Origin of the sequence: Comamonas sp. lk (genome assembly GCF_900564145.1) — a bacterium.
Classification (GTDB): domain Bacteria; phylum Pseudomonadota; class Gammaproteobacteria; order Burkholderiales; family Burkholderiaceae_C; genus Comamonas.
In genome coordinates this window covers 2,641,884-2,660,689 of sequence record NZ_UOOB01000001.1, presented here as the reverse complement: position 1 = coordinate 2,660,689, position 18,806 = coordinate 2,641,884, and the positions used below count along the sequence as shown (strand labels likewise).

The window sequence follows — 18,806 nt, the reverse complement described above, 5'->3', positions numbered from 1 at the left end:
AAGGAGAGCGGCATGAATGCCAAACTGCAGGACAAAGTGGCTCTGGTTTCAGGTTCGGGTCGCGGCATAGGGCGCGCCATCGCGCTGAAGCTGGCCTCCGAGGGAGCGCGGGTGGTGGTCAACGATCTGGACGCCGCCCCGGCCGAGGAGACGGTGGAACTGATCCGTGCTCAGGGTGGCCAGGCCGTGAGCTGCGTGGGCAGCGTGACCCACACCGACTTTGCCGAGCGTTTCATAGACACGGCCGTGCAGCATTACCAGGGGCTGGACATCATCGTCAACAACGCAGGCTACACCTGGGACAACGTGGTCCAGAAAATGACGGACGAGCAGTGGTATGCCATTTTGGACTGCCATCTAACGGCCCCGTTTCGCATACTGCGGGCGGCCCAGCCGGTGATCAAGCAACTGGCCCATGCCGAGACGCAAGCCGGCCAGCGCGTGATGCGCAAAGTGGTCAACATCTCCTCGGTGGCCGGGCTGTTCGGCAATGCCGGCCAGAGCAACTATTCCGTGGCCAAGGCCGGCATTACCGGCATGACCATGACTTTGGCCAAGGAATGGGGGCGCATGAACGTCAACGTCAACTGCGTGGCCTTCGGCCTGATCAAGACCCGGCTGACCAGCTCGGCGGCCGACGGCGACACCGCGCATATCGAGGGACGCGACATCAAGATAGGCGTCAACCCCGGCCTGATGGCGGCCATGGAGCAGATGATCCCGCTGGGGCGCGGCGGCACGCCCGAGGAAGCCGCCGGCGCCGTCTATCTGTTTTGCCAACCCGAGTCGGACTACATCAGCGGCCAGACCCTGATGTGCACCGGCGGCCTGACGGGGATCTGAGCATGCTGCCGCAACTGCACCAGCATCCCTGGATGGATGCCGAGATCGAAGCCTTTCGCGAGCAGGTTCGCCGCTACATCACACGCGAGCTATGCCCTCAGCTGCCCCAATGGCGCGCCCAGGGCTATGTGCCGCGCGAGGTCTGGCGCGGCTTTGGCCAGCACGGTTTTCTGTTGCCCGAGATGGACGAGCAATGGGGCGGCGGTGGTGGCAATCTGGCCTACCAGCTGGTGGTGCAGGACGAGCTGACCCGGGCCGAGGTGCCGGCCATCACCGGCGTGCACACCATTGCCGCGCACTACATCAAAGCCTATGGAACGCCGGAGCAAAAGCAGCGTTGGCTGCCCCTGCTGTGTAGCGGCCAGATGCTGACCGGCATTGCCATGACGGAGCCCAGCGCGGGCTCGGACCTCAAGGCCTTGCGCACCCGTGCCGAAAAGCAAGGTGACAGCTATGTCATCAACGGCTCCAAGACCTTCATCACCAACGGGTTCACCGCCAACTTGCTGGTGGTGGCAGTGCGCACCGGCGATGCGGGCAGCGCCGGCGTATCGCTGCTGGTGCTGGAGACCGAGAAGCTGCCGGGCTTTCGTGTGGGCCGCCGACTGGAGAAGATAGGCCAGCATGCCTCGGACACCGCCGAGCTGTTCTTTGAAGACGTGCGCGTTCCCGCCAGCCACCTGCTGGGCGGTGTGGAAGGCCAGGGTTTCAAGCAGCTCATGAGCCAGCTGCCTTATGAACGCATGCTGCTCGGTGTGGCGGCCGCCTCCGCCATAGAGCGGGCGGTGGAGCTGACCGTTGACTACACCCGCCAGCGCCAGGCTTTTGGCCAGGCGATTGCCGATTTTCAGAACACCCGCTTCAAGCTGGCCGAATGCGCCACGCTGGCCCATGTGGTGCGCAGCTTTGTCAATGACTGCATACAGCGTCTGCTGGACGGCAGACTGGACAACGAGGCGGCCTACATGGCCAAGTGGTGGTGCAGCGAACAGCAATGCCGGGTGATGGACGAATGCCTGCAGCTGTTTGGCGGCTACGGCTATATGCAGGAGTACCCGATTGCCCGCATGTATGCCGATGCCCGCATCCAGAAAATCTACGGCGGCACCAACGAAATCATGAAGGACCTGATCGCCCGCAAGCTGTTTGCCCATTGAGCTGGCGCCGCAGCACGAAGCGGCCGCATTTTGTGTGCCCCCACCACCTCGTAGTCCCACTGCCAGAAAGGTTTGCCATGTATCTCACCCAGAGTCTGCGCCGCTCCATGCAGCAGCAGCCCCATGCCACGGCCACCATCTACAACGGCCGCAAGCGCAGTTTCGAAGCCATGGGCCAGCGGGTGGCCCGGTTTGCCGGCGCCTTGCGCGCGCTGGGCGTGCAGGCCGGCGACCGCGTGGGCATTCTGAGCCTGAACTCCGACTGGTATCTGGAGTACTACCTGGCCAGCTACTGGGCCGGTGCGGCGGTCAACCCCATCAATATCCGCTGGAGCGCCGGTGAAATCGCCTACTCGCTGGACGACTGCCAGACACGGATCTTGCTGGTCGACGACACGTTTTTGCCGCTGCTGCCTGAAATCCGCCAGCGCAGCCAGGCCCTGCAGACGCTGATCCACATGGGAGAAGGCCCGCCCCCCGAAGGTCTGTTGTCCTTCGAGGCCCTGGTTGCCGCTCATGAGCCCGTGGAAGACGCGCTGCGCAGCGGCGATGATCTGGCCGGAGTGTTCTATACCGGCGGCACCACGGGCTCGCCCAAGGGCGTGATGCTGTGCCACCGCAACCTCTACACCAATGCGATTGCCGCCGTCACCGAAGGCATCACCAGCCGCGCCAGCATAGGCTTGCATGCCGCTCCCATGTTCCACCTGGCCGACGGCGCTTTCATGAACGCCTTGCTGGCCTGCGGCGGCTGCCATGTGATGGTGCCGCGCTTTGATCCCGTGAACGTGCTTCAGACCATGGAGCGCGAAGGCGTGACCGATGTGCTGCTGGTGCCCACCATGGTCCAGATGCTGGTGGATCATCCCGATGTGGCCCGGTACGACCTGAGCCGGCTGCAAATGCTGCTCTACGGGGCCTCGCCCATCTCCGAAGGTGTGCTGGACCGGGCCATGAAAACCTTGCCCAATGCCGGCTTCACCCAGGCCTACGGCATGACGGAGCTGGCCCCGATTGCCACCATACTCAGCCCCGAGATGCACCGCCAGGCCGGGCGCGCCAAGGGCAGGCACCGCAGCGCGGGCCGGGCCACCGTGTGCTGCGAAGTCAGGATTGTCGACCCCGACGGCCGGGAGCTGCCGCTGGGCGAGGTGGGCGAAGTGACGGTGCGCGGCCCCGGCGTGATGCTGGGCTACTGGAACAAGCCCGCCGAAACTGCGGCCGCCATCCGCGGCGGCTGGATGCACACGGGCGACGGCGGCCGCATGGATGAGGACGGTTATGTCTTCATTGTGGACCGACTCAAGGACATGATCGTCACCGGTGGCGAAAACGTCTACAGCGTGGAAGTGGAAAGCGTGATCGCCACCCATCCTGCCGTGGCCACCTGTGCCGTCATCGGCGTGCCGCATGAACAATGGGGCGAGCAAGTGCATGTCTTCATCGTGCGCAAGCCAGGCCAGGCGCTTGAAGCCGCCGAGCTGATGGAATTTTGCAAGCTGCACATTGCCACGTACAAATGTCCGCGCGATGTCTCCTTCATTGAAGCCATGCCCTTGTCCGGCGCGGGCAAGATACTCAAGACCACGCTGCGCGCGCCGTTCTGGACGGACAGAGAAAGAAAGGTGGCCTGATGAGCACTACACCGCTTCACTGGGAGATCCGCAACCGCGTGGGTCATATCGTGCTCAACTGCCCCGAGCGCGCCAATGTCATAGACGCCAGCCTGGCCCAGGCGCTGGCCCGGGTGGTCGGGCAAGCCGGCAGCGCCGCCATAGGTGCGGTGCTCATCAGCGCCAGGGGCAAGCAGTTCAGCGCCGGCGGCGACATCGCCGCCTTTGTACAGCACCGCTGCGAGCTGGAACCCATGATTGCGCAGATGCTGGAGTTGCTCCATCCCACCATGCACCAGCTGGCCCAGCTGCCCATGCCGGTCATCAGCGCCATCCAGGGTTCGGTGGGCGGCGGCGGCATAGGTCTGGGTCTGTGCGCCGATATGGTGCTGGCCTCCACCAACGCCTATCTGCGCGGCGGCTACTCGGCCATAGGCCTGAGCCCGGATCTGGGCGTTTCCTACTATCTGACGCGGCGGGCCGGTGCGGCCAGGGCCAAGTATCTGCTCATGAGCAACCAGGTCCTGAACGCCCAGGAATGCCTGCGTCTGGGCCTGTTTGACGAGCTCCATGCGCCCGACCAGTTGCTGGCAGCCGCCACCCAGCTGGCCGAGAGCCTGGCCGCCGGCCCGGGCAATTCACTGGCAGGCATCAAAAAACTCTGCAACTCGGCCATGGACCATGGCCTGAAAGAGCATCTGGATGCCGAGCGCGACGCCATGCTGGCTTGCGCCCGCAACCCCAACAGTCTAGAAGGCGTGAACGCCTTCATGGAAAAACGGCCAGCGGTCTTTGTGCCGCAATAAGAGCGTCAAAGCCCCAGCGCATCCAGCACAGGCTTTTCATAGGCATCGCTCTCGGCCGGATAGCGCAGGCCCTTGAGGCCCTGTTTTTTTGCCAGCGACCAGACCAGGCTTTCCCCGGCGGGCAGCACATCAGGGGCTTGTTCATAAACGCTGTCAGCATAGGCTTCGCTGGGGTCGATAAGCTTCCAGCCCGCCTCGCGCAGGGCGGCGATCACATCGTCCAGAAACAAGGCGTTGATGGTGTTGGTGTGCAGCAGCAGCACATGATCCACCTCGCGCCCCATGGTCTGGCGCGCCAGCCCCGCGTAATAGCGGGCCCGATCCAGCACATGGCGGATATAGGGCTGCTTGAACGCTTGGGGCGACTGGCCCGGATGCGCGGCCATCCAGGCGCGCAGTCGCTGGTCGTAATACCAGTCGCTGGCATCGATAGTTACCGCGCCCGAGCCATAGTGGTGCGCGGACAGCCACTGTCGCACGCCATCGCGCTTGGCCAGGGTATCGCCTTCCTTGAGATATGGAAACCGATAGCGCCTCGCCCAGCTGGGCAAACGGGCGAGCAGGCTTTCATTGCGCTCCATATCGGAGAGATAGGCATCGAGCGAAACATCGGCTCTGGCCAGATTCAGGTGGGAATAGCTGTGGTTGCCCACCTCATGCCCTTGCTGCATCCATTGCGCCACCAGGTACATGCCGTCCTGGCTGTCCACCCGGGCACCGGCCACGAACAGAATGCTTTTGACCTCGTTGTCCTTGAGGGTCTTGAGCAGCAGATTGTTGAGTTCGCGGGCATTGGCCAGCTGATCGGGGTTGTAGCCGTCATCAAAACTCAGCGCCAGCCGCTGGGCCCGTGCCGAGGGCAGCACGAGCGCACAGACCAGGCAGGCGATCAAGGCGGTGACAGCGGGGCGAATCAGGAGCATGGGCAAAGACTTGAGCGATGGGGTGGGCCACATCATGCCCAAATACCGCAGCAGCCGCAGCCTGTGCGCGCTTGCTGCAAGAATGGGCGGCTCTGCGCCCTCCTTCTATTACAAGCCTATTACCAACACCCACCACCATGCTCTTCATTCTTCTCAAAGCCCTGCACCTTGTGTCCATCATCATCTGGGTGGGCGGCATGTTTTTTGCCCATTTCTTTTTGCGCCCTGCCGCGCAAAACCTGCAGCCGCCCGAGCGCGTGCAGCTCATGCATGAGGTGCTGCGCCGCTTTTTCGCGGCCGTGACGGTCATTGTGGTGCTGGTGCTGGCCACCGGCGTGGGCATGATCGGCAGCATCCACTCCATGGCCGCCCAGGCCGGCAGCAAGTTCAATATGCCGCTGTCGTGGATGGTGATGAGCGCGCTGGGCCTGGTGATGATGGCCGTCTTCGGCCATCTGCGCTTTGCGCTCTTCAAACGCCTGGATACCGCCGTGAAGGCCAAGGACTGGAAAGCCGGCGGCGCAGCCCTGGCCAGCATTCGCCAGTGGGTGGCGCTGAATCTGGCCCTGGGCCTGGTGATCGTGATCGTGCTGCGCGTTCCCCTGCCCTGATCCGCGCCCCTAGGCCTCCGAAGTCAAGCCCGGTACTGCGAATGCAGGCCGGGCTTTTTTGTTGGCTGCGGCTTCATGCCGGCCCGCGCTTGTTTCAGCTCATATCGGCACATAGCCCTTTTTACATCTACGCATAAAGCTATTGTTTTTGAAGCATTCAGTATTTTGACCATGTGCGCTGCAGGATTTTTTGAAGCCAGGGGCTGCACAAAGAAACTAGCCTGAGCAATAATTGCCTCCACAATCATTGACCAGTCAAACATTATCCAATGCCAGCACTGTCACCGCACACATGAGCAGCCCCATCATCGATCCCGAGAACGAAGCCACGTTCTTCTACCAGTCAGGCCAGTACGCGCCCCAGCAAAGCGTGGGCTTTCTCATGCGCCGCGTGCTCAGCTCCATCCTGCAGCTGGCCGACGCCCAGCTGGCCGAACACGGCATGACCTATGTGCAATGGCTGCCGCTGTACAAGCTGCTGATCTGCCAGGACACGACCAGCGCCGCGCTAGCCAAGGATCTGGGCATGGACCCGGCCTCCGTCACCCGCGCCCTGGATCGCATCGAGGCCAAAGGCCTGCTGCGACGCGAGCGCTCCACCACCGACCGCCGCGTGGTGCATCTGGTGCTGACCGACGAAGGCCGCCGCGTGGCGGTAGAAGTGCCCAAGGTGCTGTCCAGAGTGCTCAACTGCCATCTGGCAGGTTTCAGTCACAGCGAGTGCGAGCTGATGCTGTCCATGCTGCAGCGCATGCTGGCCAATGGCGATGCACTGCGCGAAGCCCCCGCCGGCGCGGCGCCAGCGCCAGCAGCCGCTGCGCAGTCGGACGATGGCCCGCCTAGCGCTGCCACCTGAGACTTGCCACCCGCTTCGTCTGCCCGATTTCGCTCTCCCAGCTTTTGAAAACCATACAAAACAAGAAACGCTGATTTCCATGTCCTTGTCCAGACACACTGCGCGCTTTGCGCCATCCTCTTTTTTCGCCGCCTCGGCGCTGTGCGCAGCACTGACGCTGGCCGGCTGCGCCTCCCAGGGGCCCGGCCACGCTGCGGCCCCGCAACTGAACGCCAGCCAGCTAGGCCTTGCCGACAATCAGCAAGCGGGCCAGACGCCGGATCAGGCCGCCAATGCCGCCCTGCCCGCTGCCGACTGGTGGACGGCCCTGGGCGACGCCCAGCTCAACACCCTGGTAGGCCAGGCTTTGCAAGGCAGCCCCAGCCTGGCAGCCAGCAATGCCCGCTTTGACAAGGCCGCCGCACTGGCCGACGCCGCCGGCACGGCCACCGACGTGCGCGGCACGCTGAGCGCCGATGCCACGCGCCAGCGCTACACGGCCAACGGCATGATTCCGGCCCCCATTGCCGGCCATGTCTACAACAGCGCCAATGTGCAGGCCGGCCTGTCCTGGGCGCCCGACTTTTTCGGCAAGCACTCGGCCGAGCTGCAGTCTGCCCTGGGCCAGGCCCGTGCCGCCAAGGCCGATAGCGCTGCCGCCGCCAACCAGCTGGCTGCCCAGGTGGCGCGCAGCTATGTGGCCCTGGCCCGCCTGATTGAACAGAAAAATGTGGCGCAGCGCACGCTGGATCAGCGCCAGTCGCTATTGAATTTGAGTCAGCAGCGCACCCAGGCCGGGCTGGACAGTCAGGTGGAGCTGACCCAGGCCCAGGCCGGTTTGCCCGATGCACGCACGCAAATCGAAATGCTGGCCGAGCAAATCACCCTGGCGCGCCGCACCATTGCCGTGCTCTGCGCCCAGGCCCCCGATGCCCAGGCCACACTCAGCCCCCGGCTTTCGGCCCTGAAGCTGCAGACCGTGCCCCAGGTGCTGGGAGCCGATCTGCTGGGCCGCCGCCCCGATGTGGTGGCAGCCCGCTGGCGGGTGGAAGCCGCCGGTAGCGGTATTGACGCGGCCAAGGCCGACTTCTATCCCGACGTGAACCTGACCGCCTTTGTGGGCCTCAATGCGCTGGGTTTTGACAATCTCTTTCAGGCCGGCTCGCGCCAGATGGGCGTGACGCCCGCGCTGCGCCTGCCGATTTTCGACGGCAAGCGCCTGCGCGCCCAGCTGCGCGGCAAACAGGCCGATCTCGATACCGCCATTGCCCAGTACAACGGCGTGGTGCTCGATGCCGTCAAGCAGGCCGGCGACGCCATTGCCTCGGTGCAATCGCTGCAGCGCCAGCAAGTGCTGCAAACCGAATCTCTGGCCAAGGCCGAGCAAGCCTATGCCTTTGCCGTGCAGCGCTACCAGGCCGGCCTGGGCACGCAGATCACCGTGCTCAACACCGAAACCCAGCTCATCAACCAGCGCCGCCTGGCGGTAGACCTGCTCTCACGCCAGCTCGACACCCGTGTGGCCCTGATGGCGGCCCTGGGCGGGGGCTGGCAGGACAGCAGCCTGCAGCTGAGCGAACGCTGAACAGCCGACTGACGAAACCATTACCAGGGCCATGCCCCAAGGCACAGGCCCGGTCGCAAAACCAGACTCATAGATAACAAAGCGCCCGAAATGACCGATAACAACCAAGCTTCCAAGACTCCTGCAGCTTCGGCTTCCCCCGCCGCCAACCCCGCGGGCCGCCGCAAAGGCCTGACCATCGTGGCTGCGGCTGCAGTGGTCGGCGCCGTGGCCTGGGGCGGCTGGCACTGGATGGTGGCCCGCAACTACCAGACCACGGACAACGCCTATGTGGCCGGCAACGTGGTGCAGATCACGCCCCAGGTGGGCGGCACCGTGATCAGCATTGGCGCCGACGATACCGACTATGTGAAGGCCGGCCAGGTGCTGGTCCAGCTCGATCCTTCCGATGCCCTGGTGTCCCTGTCGCAGGCCGAGTCGCAACTGGCCCAGACCGCGCGCCAGACCCGCACCCTGTATGCAAACAACGCCCCGCTGGCCGCACAAGTGGCCCAGCGCGAAGCCGATCTGCTGCGCCTGCAGGCCGAAGCGGCCCGCGCCAGCGATGATGTGACACGCCGCCGCCCGCTGACCGCCACCGGCGCCGTGGGCAAGGAAGAGTTTGACCATGCCAAGGCCCTGGCTACAGCAGCCAGCAATTCCGTGGTCGCCGCCCAGGCCGCCGTGCGCGCCGCCAAGGCCCAGCTGACGGCAGCCGAAGCCCAGACCAAAGGCACGACGGCCGAGGACTACCCCGCCGTCATGGCCGCTGCCGCCAAGGTGCGCGAAGCCTATCTGAACCTGCAGCGCACGCGCCTGCTCTCTCCCGTGGACGGCTATGTCGCCAAGCGCGGCGTGCAGCTGGGCCAGCGCGTAGCCGCGGGCTCGCCGCTGATGACGGTGGTGGATCTGCACGATCTGTGGGTGGATGCCAACTTCAAGGAAAGCCAGTTGGCCAATCTGCGCATAGGCCAGAAGGCCGAGCTGACCGCTGACGTCTATGGCGACAAGATCAGCTACCAAGGCACGGTGGTCGGCCTGGGCGCAGGCACGGGCGCGGCGTTTTCGCTGCTGCCGGCGCAAAACGCCACCGGCAACTGGATCAAGGTGGTGCAGCGCGTGCCCGTGCGCATCAGCCTGGCGCAAGACATGCTCAAGCAGCACCCGCTGCGCGTGGGCCTGTCCATGGATGTGAAGGTCGATCAGCGTGACCAGAATGGCCCGGCCCTGGCCAACGCCCCGCGCACCACGCCCGTGGCCCAGACCCGCGTCTATGAAGGCACGCTGGCCCAGGCCGAAGAGCGCATAGGCCGCATCATCGCCGGCGATACCGTGCCAAGCCTCAAGCATGTGGATGACCGCGCCAGCGCATCCGCCACACCAGCAGCGGCTGCGGTACCCACAGCGCCAGCCCTTGAAGCGGCCGGCAAGTAAGCAGGCATTGCCATGAGCACGACCTCTTCTGCAACGCCCGAGGGCCAAGGCCCTAGCGCGGCACCGCTGCCGCCACCGGCGGCCATGGCTGGGCGGCCCCAGCCTCTGACCGGTGCGCAACTGGTGCTGGGCACCATTGCCCTGTCGCTGGCCACCTTCATGAACGTGCTGGACTCCTCCATCGCCAACGTGGCCATTCCGGCCATTGCCGGCGATGTGGGCGTCAGCCCCAGCCAGGGCACCTGGGTCATCACCAGCTTTGGCGTGGCCAATGCCATTTCGGTGCCACTGACCGGCTGGCTCACGCAGCGCTTTGGCGCCGTGCGCCTGTTCACCATGAGCGTGCTGCTGTTTGTGCTGACCTCCTGGCTGTGCGGCTTTGCCGGATCGCTGGAGACCCTGGTGCTGTTTCGCGTGCTGCAAGGCGCGGTGGCCGGCCCCATGATTCCGCTGTCGCAAACGCTGCTGCTGGCCAGCTACCCACCGGCCAAGGCCGGAACCGCCCTGGCCTTGTGGGGGGTGACCACCCTGGTGGCCCCGGTGGTCGGGCCTCTTTTGGGCGGCTGGATCACGGACAACATCTCCTGGCCCTGGATTTTCTACATCAACGTGCCCGTAGGCCTGCTCTCGGCCGCCATGACCTGGAGCATTTACCGCAAGCGCGAGACGCCCACGCGCAAGCTGCCCATAGACACCGTGGGCCTGGCCCTGCTGGTGCTGTGGGTGGGTGCGCTGCAGCTGATGCTGGACAAGGGCAAGGAGCTCGATTGGTTTGCCTCCAGTGAAATCATCATGTTTGCCGTGCTGGCCGTGGTGAGCTTTGCCGTCTTTATCGTCTGGGAGCTGACCGACGCCCACCCGGTGGTGGATCTGCGCCTGTTCAAGCGGCGCAACTTTGCAGCAGGTTCGATTTCGCTGTCGATTGCCTACGGCCTGTTCTTCGGCAACGTGGTGCTGCTGCCCCTGTGGCTGCAACAATGGATGGGCTATACCTCCACCGCCGCTGGCCTGGCACTGGCGCCCGTGGGCTTGCTCGCCATCTTGCTGACCCCGCTGGTGGGGAAAAAAGTGGCGGTCTGGGACCCGCGCAAAATGGCCACGGCAGCCTTTATGGTGTTTGCGCTGGTGCTGTGGATGCGTTCGCAGTTCACGGTGGAAACCGATTTTCGCCACATCCTCATCCCCACGCTGATCCAGGGCGGGGCCATGGCGTTTTTCTTTATTCCGCTGACCACCATCACCTTGAGCGGCATCGCGCCCGAGCGCATTCCGGCCGCCGCCGGTTTGAGCAATTTCGTGCGTATCACCGCCGGGGCCATGGGCACTTCGATTGCCACCACGCTCTGGGAGAACCGCGCCGCCATGCACCATGCCCATCTGACGGAGTCCCTGGTTCAGGGCCAGGGCGTGTTCGGCATGACGGTGCAGCAGCTACAGGCCAAGGGACTCAGCGCCGAGCAGGCCTATGTCCAGATCAATCGTCTGATCGACCAGCAGGCCTTCACCCGCGCGGCAGACGATATCTTTCTGGCCTCGTCCTTTCTGTTCCTGAGCCTGATCATCCTGATCTGGTTCACCAAACGACCTGAAGCCAGCGCCGGCGGCGCCGATGCTGCGGCCGGGGCGCACTGACATGGCCTGAGTTTCAGCACTGACTGAAATTCCTATCAAACAAGCTGCTGGCGCATATCCCGTATGCACCAGCAGCTATTTTTTTATAGTCATTGGATGGCTGCAGCCCTCGTCCAAACAGACGGTTTGCAAGCCGGCCCCGCTGTCCACAATAAGCGCTTCACGACCAGGACAAAAAGAGAGCCGACATGACGCCAAGCAGCGCGACGCAGCTGAAGCAACTGGAGCAGCGCATCCAGGCACTGGAAGACCTGGCCGCCATCCAGGCGCTCAAGGCCCGCTATCTGCGCGCCTGCGACCGCAAACAGCCCGAGGTGGTGCGCGACTGCTTTGTGCAGCACGGTGCGGTGATCGAAGCCCAGGGCTTTGCCCCCATGGAGGGCCGCGAAGCCTGGGTGGAACTGTTCACCCGACTGGCCGTGAACAACCCGGCCATCATGGACATGCACCACGGCCACAACGCCGACATCCGACTGACCGGCGCCGACACGGCCACCGGAGTGTGGGATCTGGAGTTCTGCCAGATCAACGTCAAGGAGCGCACCGTGGTCAATATGGCTTGCGAGTACCGCAACGAACTACGGCGCGAGAACGGCCAGTGGAAAATTCACACCCTGCGCTCGCGCCAGACCTCGTTCATCATGCGCAGCGTCGATGAGGACGGCCGCGAAACCGTCACGGCTCTGGGCCAGGCCCCGGCGGCTGGCTTTATAGAGAACGCCTGAAAGCAGTTCAGGGTTCAAGCCTGCGCGGCCTTGTCCAGCCGGCGCAGAAAAACGCCAATTTCCTTGACCACCTGGGCATCGCCCTTGGCCTGCGCCGCCGCAAGCCCTTGCTCCCAGGCCGTACGCGCGGCCGCAGCATCGCCCAACTCCAGGCAGGCCTTGCCCAGCAGCTTCCAGGCCACGGAATAAGCGGCATCGAGCTGCGTCGCATGCTGCAAATGGGTTTGCGCCATGGCGGCATCGCCATCATCGAGATAGTTCTTGCCCAGCGTCAGGCGCAGCATGGCGGAGTCCTTGCCTGCGGCCAACATGGCTTCGAGCTTGGGGGTCATGGGATTCATGGCATTCGGTCCTTTGCCCCGCAGTGTGCCGCAGCAGGGCAACCCGGACGTAAAAAAGGGCTGCAGCGCAGCCCTTGGCGCTCAATGCACGTCGGGCCGCTCAGCCCTCGCCCCACAGCTGCTGGGCCATTGACACGAACTGCTTGCGCATCAAATGCTTTTGCACCTTGCCCGTGGCCGTGGCCGGAAAGGCATCGACAAAATGCACCAGCTTGGGCACTTCGAAGCCGCCCAGATGCTTGCGGCAATGGGCCAGCACCGACTCGGCATCCGCAGCCGTACCCGGCTTGCGCACCACAAAGGCGCAGATGGCCTCGCTCCAGTGCGGATGCGGCAGACCGAACACCGCCGCCGCCGCCACATCCGGGTGGGCCAGCACCACGGCCTCCACCTTGATGCTAGCCACGTTCTCGCCGCCGGTCTTGATCATGTCTTTTTTGCGGTCCAGAAACTGCATGCGGCCCTGTGCGTCCCACATGCCCAGATCGCCCGTGTGGTGCCAGCCAAATTTCTGGGCCGCTGCCGTGGCTTCGGGATCCTTGAAATAGCCCAGCATCACATTGGGGCCGCGATGCACGATTTCGCCCATCTGGCCCGGGCCCAGCAAGCGCCCTTCCTCGTCCATGACGGCGGCTTCGCAGGTATTGAGCGAGGAGCCCCAGAAATTGGCATCGGCATCGGGGTTTTGCAGGGGATAGAAGGTCATGGTGGCCGGATAGATCTCGGTCTGGCCCGTCGCCAGAGAGATGGTCTGGCTCATGCGCTGCGCAATCTGCGCCACCAGCGGCTTGGGAATCGGCGCCATGGCGTAGATGCAGTGGCGTATGGTGGTGGGCGCAAAGTTCGGATCTGCCAGCACCGCCGCATACATCAGCGGCAGGCCTACAAAAATCGTCACCCCCTCCTTGATCACCAATTGCGCCACTTCCTGCGGCACGAACTGGCGGGTCAGCACCACACAAGCCCCCGTGGTGGAGGCGGTGATGCTCAGCGTGTGCTGGGCACAGTGAAACAGCGGCAGCCAGCCGCTGAGCACATCAGTCTCGCTATAGCGTATGGCATCGATATTGCCCATCACCGCCGTATAGACCGACAGATGGGAGTGCAACACACCCTTGGGATGGCCCGTGGTGCCGCTGGTATACATCAGCAGAGCCGGCTGGTTGTCGTCTATGGCCACCTCGGGCAAAACCTCGCTGTGCCCGGCTTCGGCCTGGGCCAGTGTGGGACCGGGCAAGTCGCTGCCGGCCTGGGCGCGGGCAAAGATCAGAGGCACGGCCAGCTGCTTGAGCAACTCGGCCAGCCCCGGCAGCGCGGCCCACAGCTCCTGATCGACCACCACGGCCGAAACCTCGGCATGCTGGAGGATATAGGCCAGCACAGTCACATCCTGCTTGATGTTGACCGGCACCCAGACCTGGCCGGCCTTGTGAATGCCGTTGCAGGCCACCACCATGTCAATCGAGTTGGCGCACAGCATGCCTATCTGCTTGCCCTCCCCCACTAGGCTCAGCAGATAGTGGGCAAAACGCGAGCTGCGGGCGTCCAGCTCGGCATAGTTGAGGCGCTGCTCGCCGTCAACCAGGGCAGTTCGCCCTCCATGCTTGCGCGCTGTCCGGTGCAGCAAATCACCAAGAGCCACCCGCCGAATGCGCCGGGCCGTATCACTGAGCTGGATATCGATCATTGCCTGTCTCCTTGGAGTGTTGGGGGTCAGAAGTCCTTGCCTACCTGTTTTCTGTTTTTTATTCACACCTGTCGTGAAGGTCTCGGCCTTTCAGCGGGCTGGCTGGCTGCCGGTCGCTGCGGCATGCTGGGCGGCCGCCAGAATCATGGGCGCCAGATTGCCTTGCGCACCGCCGTCGCAGGCAATCACCGTGCCCGAGACATAGCTGGCCGCATCGCTTCCCAGATACATGGCCAGCTGGGCAATATCCTCGGGCGTGCCCATGCGGCCCAGCGGCACCATGGCCTTCACCATGGCATCGCCCTCAGGGCCCTGGGGCGCCAGGCGCTTCATACCTTCGGTGCCGGCAATCGGCCCGGGCGAGATGGCGTTGACCCGCACGCCCTGCGCTCCCCATTCCAGCGCCAGCACCCGCGTGAGCTGATCCACCCCGGCCTTGGCCGCGCACACATGGGCCTGGTAGGCCATGGCCACCGCTCCCTGGGGTGCGGTGATGAAAATCAGGCTGGCACCGGGCTTGCGCAGATGCGGCAAGGCGCGGCGCGCCACATGAAAGCTGCCCAGCAGATCGATATCGACCACCACCCGGAACGCGTTGGAGGACATCTGATCGGCCGGGGCCAGAAAATTGCCGGCCGCGCCCGAAACCAGCACATCGACAGGCCCATGGCGGTCCACCGCCTGCTGCAGCGCTGCGGCCACGGCCTCGTCATCGCGCACATCGGCCACCACGCCCAGAGCTTGCGCACCCAGCGTGGCCACCGCCGCATCCACATTGGCCTGCTTGCGGCTGGCCACCGTCACCCGCGCGCCCTGGCGCGCAAAGGCCTGGGCAATCCCCAAATTGATGCCCGTGGTGCCGCCAAAGACCATCACATGGCGACCGGCGAAGTCAAATTGCACATTCATGTTCAAACTCCTGGGTGAAGAGGAACTGGCTCAGGCCGGGGTCAGCTCCGAGCGCAGCACGGCTTTCTGGATCTTTCCTGCCGGTGTCAGCGGCAGCCGGTCGCGGAACACGATCTGCCTGGGCACCTTGTAATCAGCCAGGCGTTCGCGGCAAAAATCCTGTAAACGCTCCGGGGTCAGCGTGCTGCCTTGCTTTTGCATCACGTAGTAGCGGCCTACTTCGCCCATCACCGGGTCGGGCACGCCGATGCCGGCGGCCATCAGCACCTCGGGGTGGGTGCCGATCACCGCTTCCACCTCGGCCGGGTACACATTGAAGCCGCCCTGAATGAACATGTCTTTTTGCCGCCCCATCAGATAGATCAGTCCCTGGACATCCAGATAGCCCAGATCGCCGGTATGCAGCCAGCCCTCTGCATCAAAAGCCCCGCCGTCGCTCTGGGCGCCGACATAGCCGGGAATGACGCCGGCACCGCGAAACCACAGCTCGCCCACCTGACCGGCGGGAAGCGGCGCGCCGTCGGCCCCGGCCACCATCAACTCGGCGCCGGCCAGCGGTTTGCCAATCGATTGCAGCAAGGCCTGCTGGTCGGCCTGCCAGGGCGTCATGGCAATCGCGCCCGAGGACTCGGACAGACCGTAGAGATTCATGAAGCTGGCCTGCGGAAAAGCCGCTTGCAGATGCTCTAGCAAGGCCGGCTCCACGTTCGAGCCGCCCACGATGACCAGGCGCAGACGGCTGAAATCCGCCTGGGCCAGCCCGGGGTTGATCAGCAGCAGCGTGAGCATGGTAGGCACGCCGGTCAGCATGGTGGGTGGGTTGCGGCGCGTCATCTCCAACACCGCATCGGCGCTGAACATGGGCACCAGCTCGCAGCAACCGCCGGCCAGCAGCAGCGTCAACACGCCGCAGCTGATGCCTCCCACATGGTTGAGCGGCATGGCCAGCTGCACCCTGTCCTCGGCATGGGCCTGCGTATGGGCTTTTTGCGCCCCGGCCGAGGCCAGCTGGCTGCGGTGCGTCAACCCCGCCGCCTTGGGCCGACCCGTGGTGCCCGAGGTATAGATGATCATCAGCAGGTCGTCGGGCTCGGCGGCATGCGGCAGCGGCAGTTGCTCATCGCCCGTACCGGCTTGCAGCAGGGAGTGAAAATCCAGCCCTTGGCCTTCCCCCACCTCGCCCAGGAACAGCAGCAGTTGCAGGTTTGGAAAGCGCGCGCGGGCGGCGTTGAGATATTTCACATAGTCGAAGCCTGCAAACTCCAGCGGAGCCAGCACGGCCTTGACCTGGCTGTCGCCGAGCATGAAATCGAGCTCCTCGCCCCGGTAGCGCACGCTCAGCCCCACCACCACCGCGCCCAGCTGGGCAGCGGCCAGATAGGTATGAATCCATGCCATGCAATTGGGCAAGATGATGGCTATGCGGTCGCCGCGCCCAATGCCCAGGGCCTGCAGTCTGCGCGCCAGCACAGTCACCGTGGTCTGCACCTGGGGCCAGCTATAGGACTTTCCATGCTCTATATAAGCCGCTCCCGCATGGCGGGCTGCGGTCTGCGCCAGGGCATGGCCCACGGTGGGCGGCATTGTGTCGAATGTCATGACTTGAGTTCCTTGGCAAGTCGTTCAGACTTCGGACAGCGCGGCCAGGCCCAGCATCTGGCGTGCTTCGGCCGGTGTTGCCACCTCGCGGCCCACATCGCGGGCATAGCGGGCCAGTTGCTCTATCAGCGGAGCGTTGGACGCGACCTTGCTGCCATCGGGCAGATAGAACGTGTCTTCCAGGCCGCTGCGCAAATGGCCGCCCAGCTCGGCGGTGCGCAAATGCGCCGGCCAGATTTCGCTGCGCCCTATCAGCGTGGTCTGCCAGGGCGCATCCTTGATCTTGAGCTTGAGCAAGATGGGCAGCAGATCCGGATCGGCCGGCATGCCGGACTCCACGCCCATCACGAAGTTGTACTCGGGCAGGCCTTGGTACATGCCGGTTTCCACATACATGCCGACGCAGCGAACAATGCCCACGTCAAAGCACTCGAACTCGGGCAAGGTCTGGGTCTCGGCCATCACGTCCAGAAAGTCCTGCACCTTGGCCGGCTGGTTGTCGAACAGCATGGGCGGCCAGGCCCAGCTGCCGTTGCTGCGCACCTTCAGGTAGTTGAGCGAGCCCGCGTTGCAGGCCGCCATCTCGGGGCGGGTGGCTCGCAGGCAGTCGAGCGGCCCCTGGTAGTTGGGGCCGACCACGCCCGTGGTCTGGTTGATGATGATGTCGGGACAGGCGGCGCGCATGGCATCCACGCAAGCCTTGGCCACCACGGGGTCCCAGCTGGGCAGATGGCCTTTGCCCTCTTGCTGCTGGCGAAAATGCACATGGACCACGGAAGCACCGGCGTCGTAGGCGCGGCGCGCCTCGGCAGCCAGCTGCTCGGGAGTGACGGGGACATGGTGCTGGTTCGGGTCCGTCAGAACCCCGGTGACCGAGCAGGTGATGATGGCTTTTTCAGACACGATTCGCTCCTTTTTTAGAAGCTGCTTGCGCATTGTGGATAGGCGCTACAGCCCGATTTGACGCTTAAATCTGCCACTGGCGCGCAGCCAGCTCCTTCATGATCTCGTCGGTGCCGCCGCCAATGGTCAGCACCTTGACTTCGCGGTAGATGCGCTCGCTCACCGTGCCGCGCATGAATCCCATGCCGCCCAGAATCTGCACCGCCGTATCGGCGCAAAACTGCATGGCCTGCGTGGCATGGTTTTTCAGCACGCAGACCTCGCCCACCCAGTCATGGCCGGTATCGCCGCCATCGGCGCGCGCGGCCACGGCCTCCACCCAGGCGGCTGTGGAACGTATGCGCTGCTGCATGTCCACCAGCTTGTGGCGTATGACCTGATGCTGGTTGAGCGTGCTGCCAAAGGCCTTGCGCTGCTGCGCCCAGGCCAGGGCCTCGTCATAACAGGCCATGGCAAAGCCCAGCGCCCCGCAGGCAATGCCGAAGCGCTCGCTGTTGAAGTTGTGCATGATGGCCTTGAAGCCCTGGCCCTCCTCGCCCAGCAGATGGCTGGCCGGCACGCGCACCCCGTCGAAATGCAGATGGGCCGTGTCCGAGCATTGCCAGCCCATTTTTTCCAGCCTGGAGCGCGACAGACCCCGGCTGTTTCCCGGCACGGCCAGCAGCGAGATGCCGCCGCCGGGTGCGCCGGCATCGCCCGTGCGCACCGCCACCGTCAGCCAGTCGGCCCGCATGCCCGAGGTGATGAAGGTTTTCTCGCCATCAATCACATACTCATTCCCTTCGCGCCGCGCCCTGGTGCGCAGCGCCGCCACGTCCGAGCCGCCGCCGGGCTCGGTAATGGCCAGGCCGGCAATCTGCTCCCCGGCCAGCACCGGCGCAATGATTTGCTGTTGCAGCGCCGCACTGCCCAGAGCCAGCACCGGCGGCAGGCCGATATTGTGGGAAAGCAGACTAGCCAGCACGCCGCCGCTGCCGCCGTGGCGGCACAGCTCTACCCACAGCGTGGCACGCAGGCCGCTGGATGCAGGCGTGCCGCCCAGTGCCTGCGGATAGCCCAGGCCCAGCAAACCCAGAGCTGCGGCCTGACGGTACAGCTCGCGCGGGAACTCGCCCGCATCGTCCCATTGCGTCACATAGGGCGCGATCTGCTCGCGCGCAAAGCGGCGCACGGTGGCCGCCAAAAGTTCACGATCTTCGCGCTCTTCTATATCTGCCGCCATGT

General features: G+C 64.5%; 18 protein-coding genes. 10 read left to right on the top strand and 8 right to left on the bottom strand.

The window, feature by feature from the left end:
• The first annotated feature begins 12 nt into the window (after positions 1 to 12).
• The 4 genes from EAO39_RS12185 (at position 13) to EAO39_RS12170 (ending at position 4,419) form a co-directional block, all read left to right on the top strand.
• Positions 13 to 843: an SDR family oxidoreductase gene (locus tag EAO39_RS12185; protein WP_120967714.1), complete on the top strand. Its 831-nt coding sequence runs from the start codon at positions 13 to 15 to the stop codon at positions 841 to 843.
• A gap of 2 nt (positions 844 to 845) precedes the next feature.
• A complete protein-coding gene (locus EAO39_RS12180) occupies positions 846 to 2,000 on the top strand; it encodes an acyl-CoA dehydrogenase family protein (protein ID WP_120967712.1) in 1,155 nt (384 codons plus the stop codon).
• Positions 2,001 to 2,077: 77 nt separating this feature from the next.
• Positions 2,078 to 3,634 carry a long-chain fatty acid--CoA ligase gene (locus tag EAO39_RS12175; RefSeq protein ID WP_120967710.1) on the top strand — a complete coding sequence of 519 codons (1,557 nt, stop codon included), beginning with the start codon at positions 2,078 to 2,080 and terminating at the stop codon, positions 3,632 to 3,634.
• Complete coding sequence (locus EAO39_RS12170; RefSeq protein ID WP_120967708.1) at positions 3,634 to 4,419, top strand: enoyl-CoA hydratase-related protein; 786 nt, start codon at positions 3,634 to 3,636, stop codon at positions 4,417 to 4,419. Before EAO39_RS12175 ends, EAO39_RS12170 begins: the two co-directional genes overlap by 1 nt.
• 5 nt (positions 4,420 to 4,424) lie before the next feature.
• On the opposite strand, the gene EAO39_RS12165 is transcribed toward EAO39_RS12170, so the two are convergent.
• The gene (locus EAO39_RS12165; protein ID WP_120967706.1) at positions 4,425 to 5,378 is read right to left on the bottom strand and encodes a polysaccharide deacetylase family protein; all 954 of its coding nucleotides are present in this window, start codon (positions 5,376 to 5,378) and stop codon (positions 4,425 to 4,427) included.
• Positions 5,379 to 5,479: 101 nt separating this feature from the next.
• On the opposite strand from EAO39_RS12165, the gene EAO39_RS12160 reads away from it, so the two are divergent.
• Positions 5,480 to 5,953, top strand: a complete 474-nt coding sequence (locus EAO39_RS12160) for a CopD family protein (protein WP_120967704.1) — start codon at positions 5,480 to 5,482, stop codon at positions 5,951 to 5,953.
• Positions 5,954 to 5,976: 23 nt separating this feature from the next.
• On the opposite strand, the gene EAO39_RS22555 is transcribed toward EAO39_RS12160, so the two are convergent.
• Positions 5,977 to 6,216, bottom strand: a complete 240-nt coding sequence (locus tag EAO39_RS22555; RefSeq protein ID WP_162989544.1) for a hypothetical protein — start codon at positions 6,214 to 6,216, stop codon at positions 5,977 to 5,979.
• Between the two features lie 29 nt (positions 6,217 to 6,245).
• Here EAO39_RS22555 and EAO39_RS12155 point away from each other — a divergent pair, with 29 nt between their 5' ends.
• The 5 genes from EAO39_RS12155 (at position 6,246) to EAO39_RS12135 (ending at position 12,143) form a co-directional block, all read left to right on the top strand.
• Positions 6,246 to 6,809 carry a MarR family winged helix-turn-helix transcriptional regulator gene (locus EAO39_RS12155; protein WP_120967702.1) on the top strand — a complete coding sequence of 188 codons (564 nt, stop codon included), beginning with the start codon at positions 6,246 to 6,248 and terminating at the stop codon, positions 6,807 to 6,809.
• Positions 6,810 to 6,888: 79 nt separating this feature from the next.
• A complete protein-coding gene (locus tag EAO39_RS12150) occupies positions 6,889 to 8,373 on the top strand; it encodes an efflux transporter outer membrane subunit (RefSeq protein ID WP_120967700.1) in 1,485 nt (494 codons plus the stop codon).
• 90 nt (positions 8,374 to 8,463) lie between these two features.
• Entirely contained in the window at positions 8,464 to 9,786 is a 1,323-nt protein-coding gene (locus tag EAO39_RS12145; protein ID WP_120967698.1) for an efflux RND transporter periplasmic adaptor subunit, read from the top strand.
• 12 nt (positions 9,787 to 9,798) lie between these two features.
• Positions 9,799 to 11,418 carry a DHA2 family efflux MFS transporter permease subunit gene (locus EAO39_RS12140; protein ID WP_120967696.1) on the top strand — a complete coding sequence of 540 codons (1,620 nt, stop codon included), beginning with the start codon at positions 9,799 to 9,801 and terminating at the stop codon, positions 11,416 to 11,418.
• Positions 11,419 to 11,606: 188 nt separating this feature from the next.
• On the top strand, positions 11,607 to 12,143 hold the full coding sequence (locus EAO39_RS12135) for a nuclear transport factor 2 family protein (RefSeq protein WP_120967694.1): 537 nt from the start codon (positions 11,607 to 11,609) through the stop codon (positions 12,141 to 12,143).
• A 14-nt stretch (positions 12,144 to 12,157) separates the two neighbouring features.
• On the opposite strand, the gene EAO39_RS12130 is transcribed toward EAO39_RS12135, so the two are convergent.
• The 6 genes from EAO39_RS12130 to EAO39_RS12105 all read right to left on the bottom strand — a co-directional run bounded on the left by EAO39_RS12130 (position 12,158) and on the right by EAO39_RS12105 (position 18,804).
• Positions 12,158 to 12,484 carry a hypothetical protein gene (locus EAO39_RS12130; protein ID WP_120967692.1) on the bottom strand — a complete coding sequence of 109 codons (327 nt, stop codon included), beginning with the start codon at positions 12,482 to 12,484 and terminating at the stop codon, positions 12,158 to 12,160.
• Between the two features lie 100 nt (positions 12,485 to 12,584).
• Positions 12,585 to 14,171, bottom strand: coding sequence for an AMP-binding protein (locus tag EAO39_RS12125; RefSeq protein WP_120967690.1), 1,587 nt, complete (start codon positions 14,169 to 14,171; stop codon positions 12,585 to 12,587).
• Between the two features lie 90 nt (positions 14,172 to 14,261).
• Complete coding sequence (locus EAO39_RS12120) at positions 14,262 to 15,080, bottom strand: SDR family oxidoreductase (RefSeq protein WP_120967688.1); 819 nt, start codon at positions 15,078 to 15,080, stop codon at positions 14,262 to 14,264.
• A 30-nt stretch (positions 15,081 to 15,110) separates the two neighbouring features.
• On the bottom strand, positions 15,111 to 16,679 hold the full coding sequence (locus tag EAO39_RS12115; RefSeq protein WP_120967686.1) for an AMP-binding protein: 1,569 nt from the start codon (positions 16,677 to 16,679) through the stop codon (positions 15,111 to 15,113).
• A gap of 24 nt (positions 16,680 to 16,703) precedes the next feature.
• Positions 16,704 to 17,582 carry a 3-keto-5-aminohexanoate cleavage protein gene (locus EAO39_RS12110; protein WP_120971007.1) on the bottom strand — a complete coding sequence of 293 codons (879 nt, stop codon included), beginning with the start codon at positions 17,580 to 17,582 and terminating at the stop codon, positions 16,704 to 16,706.
• A gap of 64 nt (positions 17,583 to 17,646) precedes the next feature.
• A complete protein-coding gene (locus EAO39_RS12105; RefSeq protein WP_240466977.1) occupies positions 17,647 to 18,804 on the bottom strand; it encodes an acyl-CoA dehydrogenase family protein in 1,158 nt (385 codons plus the stop codon).
• Positions 18,805 to 18,806: the final 2 nt, after the last annotated feature.

What these genes read in the sequence shown, in the direction of transcription:
- EAO39_RS12115 (WP_120967686.1), bottom strand. Translation starts at nt 16,679, where the DNA reads ATGACATTCGACACAATGCCGCCCACCGTGGGCCATGCCCTGGCGCAG.
- EAO39_RS12165 (WP_120967706.1), bottom strand. Translation starts at nt 5,378, where the DNA reads ATGATGTGGCCCACCCCATCGCTCAAGTCTTTGCCCATGCTCCTGATT.
- EAO39_RS12120 (WP_120967688.1), bottom strand. Translation starts at nt 15,080, where the DNA reads ATGAATGTGCAATTTGACTTCGCCGGTCGCCATGTGATGGTCTTTGGC.
- EAO39_RS12185 (WP_120967714.1), top strand. Translation starts at nt 13, where the DNA reads ATGAATGCCAAACTGCAGGACAAAGTGGCTCTGGTTTCAGGTTCGGGT.
- EAO39_RS12180 (WP_120967712.1), top strand. Translation starts at nt 846, where the DNA reads ATGCTGCCGCAACTGCACCAGCATCCCTGGATGGATGCCGAGATCGAA.
- EAO39_RS12155 (WP_120967702.1), top strand. Translation starts at nt 6,246, where the DNA reads ATGAGCAGCCCCATCATCGATCCCGAGAACGAAGCCACGTTCTTCTAC.
- EAO39_RS12145 (WP_120967698.1), top strand. Translation starts at nt 8,464, where the DNA reads ATGACCGATAACAACCAAGCTTCCAAGACTCCTGCAGCTTCGGCTTCC.
- EAO39_RS12175 (WP_120967710.1), top strand. Translation starts at nt 2,078, where the DNA reads ATGTATCTCACCCAGAGTCTGCGCCGCTCCATGCAGCAGCAGCCCCAT.
- EAO39_RS12140 (WP_120967696.1), top strand. Translation starts at nt 9,799, where the DNA reads ATGAGCACGACCTCTTCTGCAACGCCCGAGGGCCAAGGCCCTAGCGCG.
- EAO39_RS12150 (WP_120967700.1), top strand. Translation starts at nt 6,889, where the DNA reads ATGTCCTTGTCCAGACACACTGCGCGCTTTGCGCCATCCTCTTTTTTC.
- EAO39_RS12130 (WP_120967692.1), bottom strand. Translation starts at nt 12,484, where the DNA reads ATGAATCCCATGACCCCCAAGCTCGAAGCCATGTTGGCCGCAGGCAAG.
- EAO39_RS12160 (WP_120967704.1), top strand. Translation starts at nt 5,480, where the DNA reads ATGCTCTTCATTCTTCTCAAAGCCCTGCACCTTGTGTCCATCATCATC.
- EAO39_RS12135 (WP_120967694.1), top strand. Translation starts at nt 11,607, where the DNA reads ATGACGCCAAGCAGCGCGACGCAGCTGAAGCAACTGGAGCAGCGCATC.
- EAO39_RS22555 (WP_162989544.1), bottom strand. Translation starts at nt 6,216, where the DNA reads ATGTTTGACTGGTCAATGATTGTGGAGGCAATTATTGCTCAGGCTAGT.
- EAO39_RS12170 (WP_120967708.1), top strand. Translation starts at nt 3,634, where the DNA reads ATGAGCACTACACCGCTTCACTGGGAGATCCGCAACCGCGTGGGTCAT.
- EAO39_RS12105 (WP_240466977.1), bottom strand. Translation starts at nt 18,804, where the DNA reads ATGGCGGCAGATATAGAAGAGCGCGAAGATCGTGAACTTTTGGCGGCC.
- EAO39_RS12125 (WP_120967690.1), bottom strand. Translation starts at nt 14,171, where the DNA reads ATGATCGATATCCAGCTCAGTGATACGGCCCGGCGCATTCGGCGGGTG.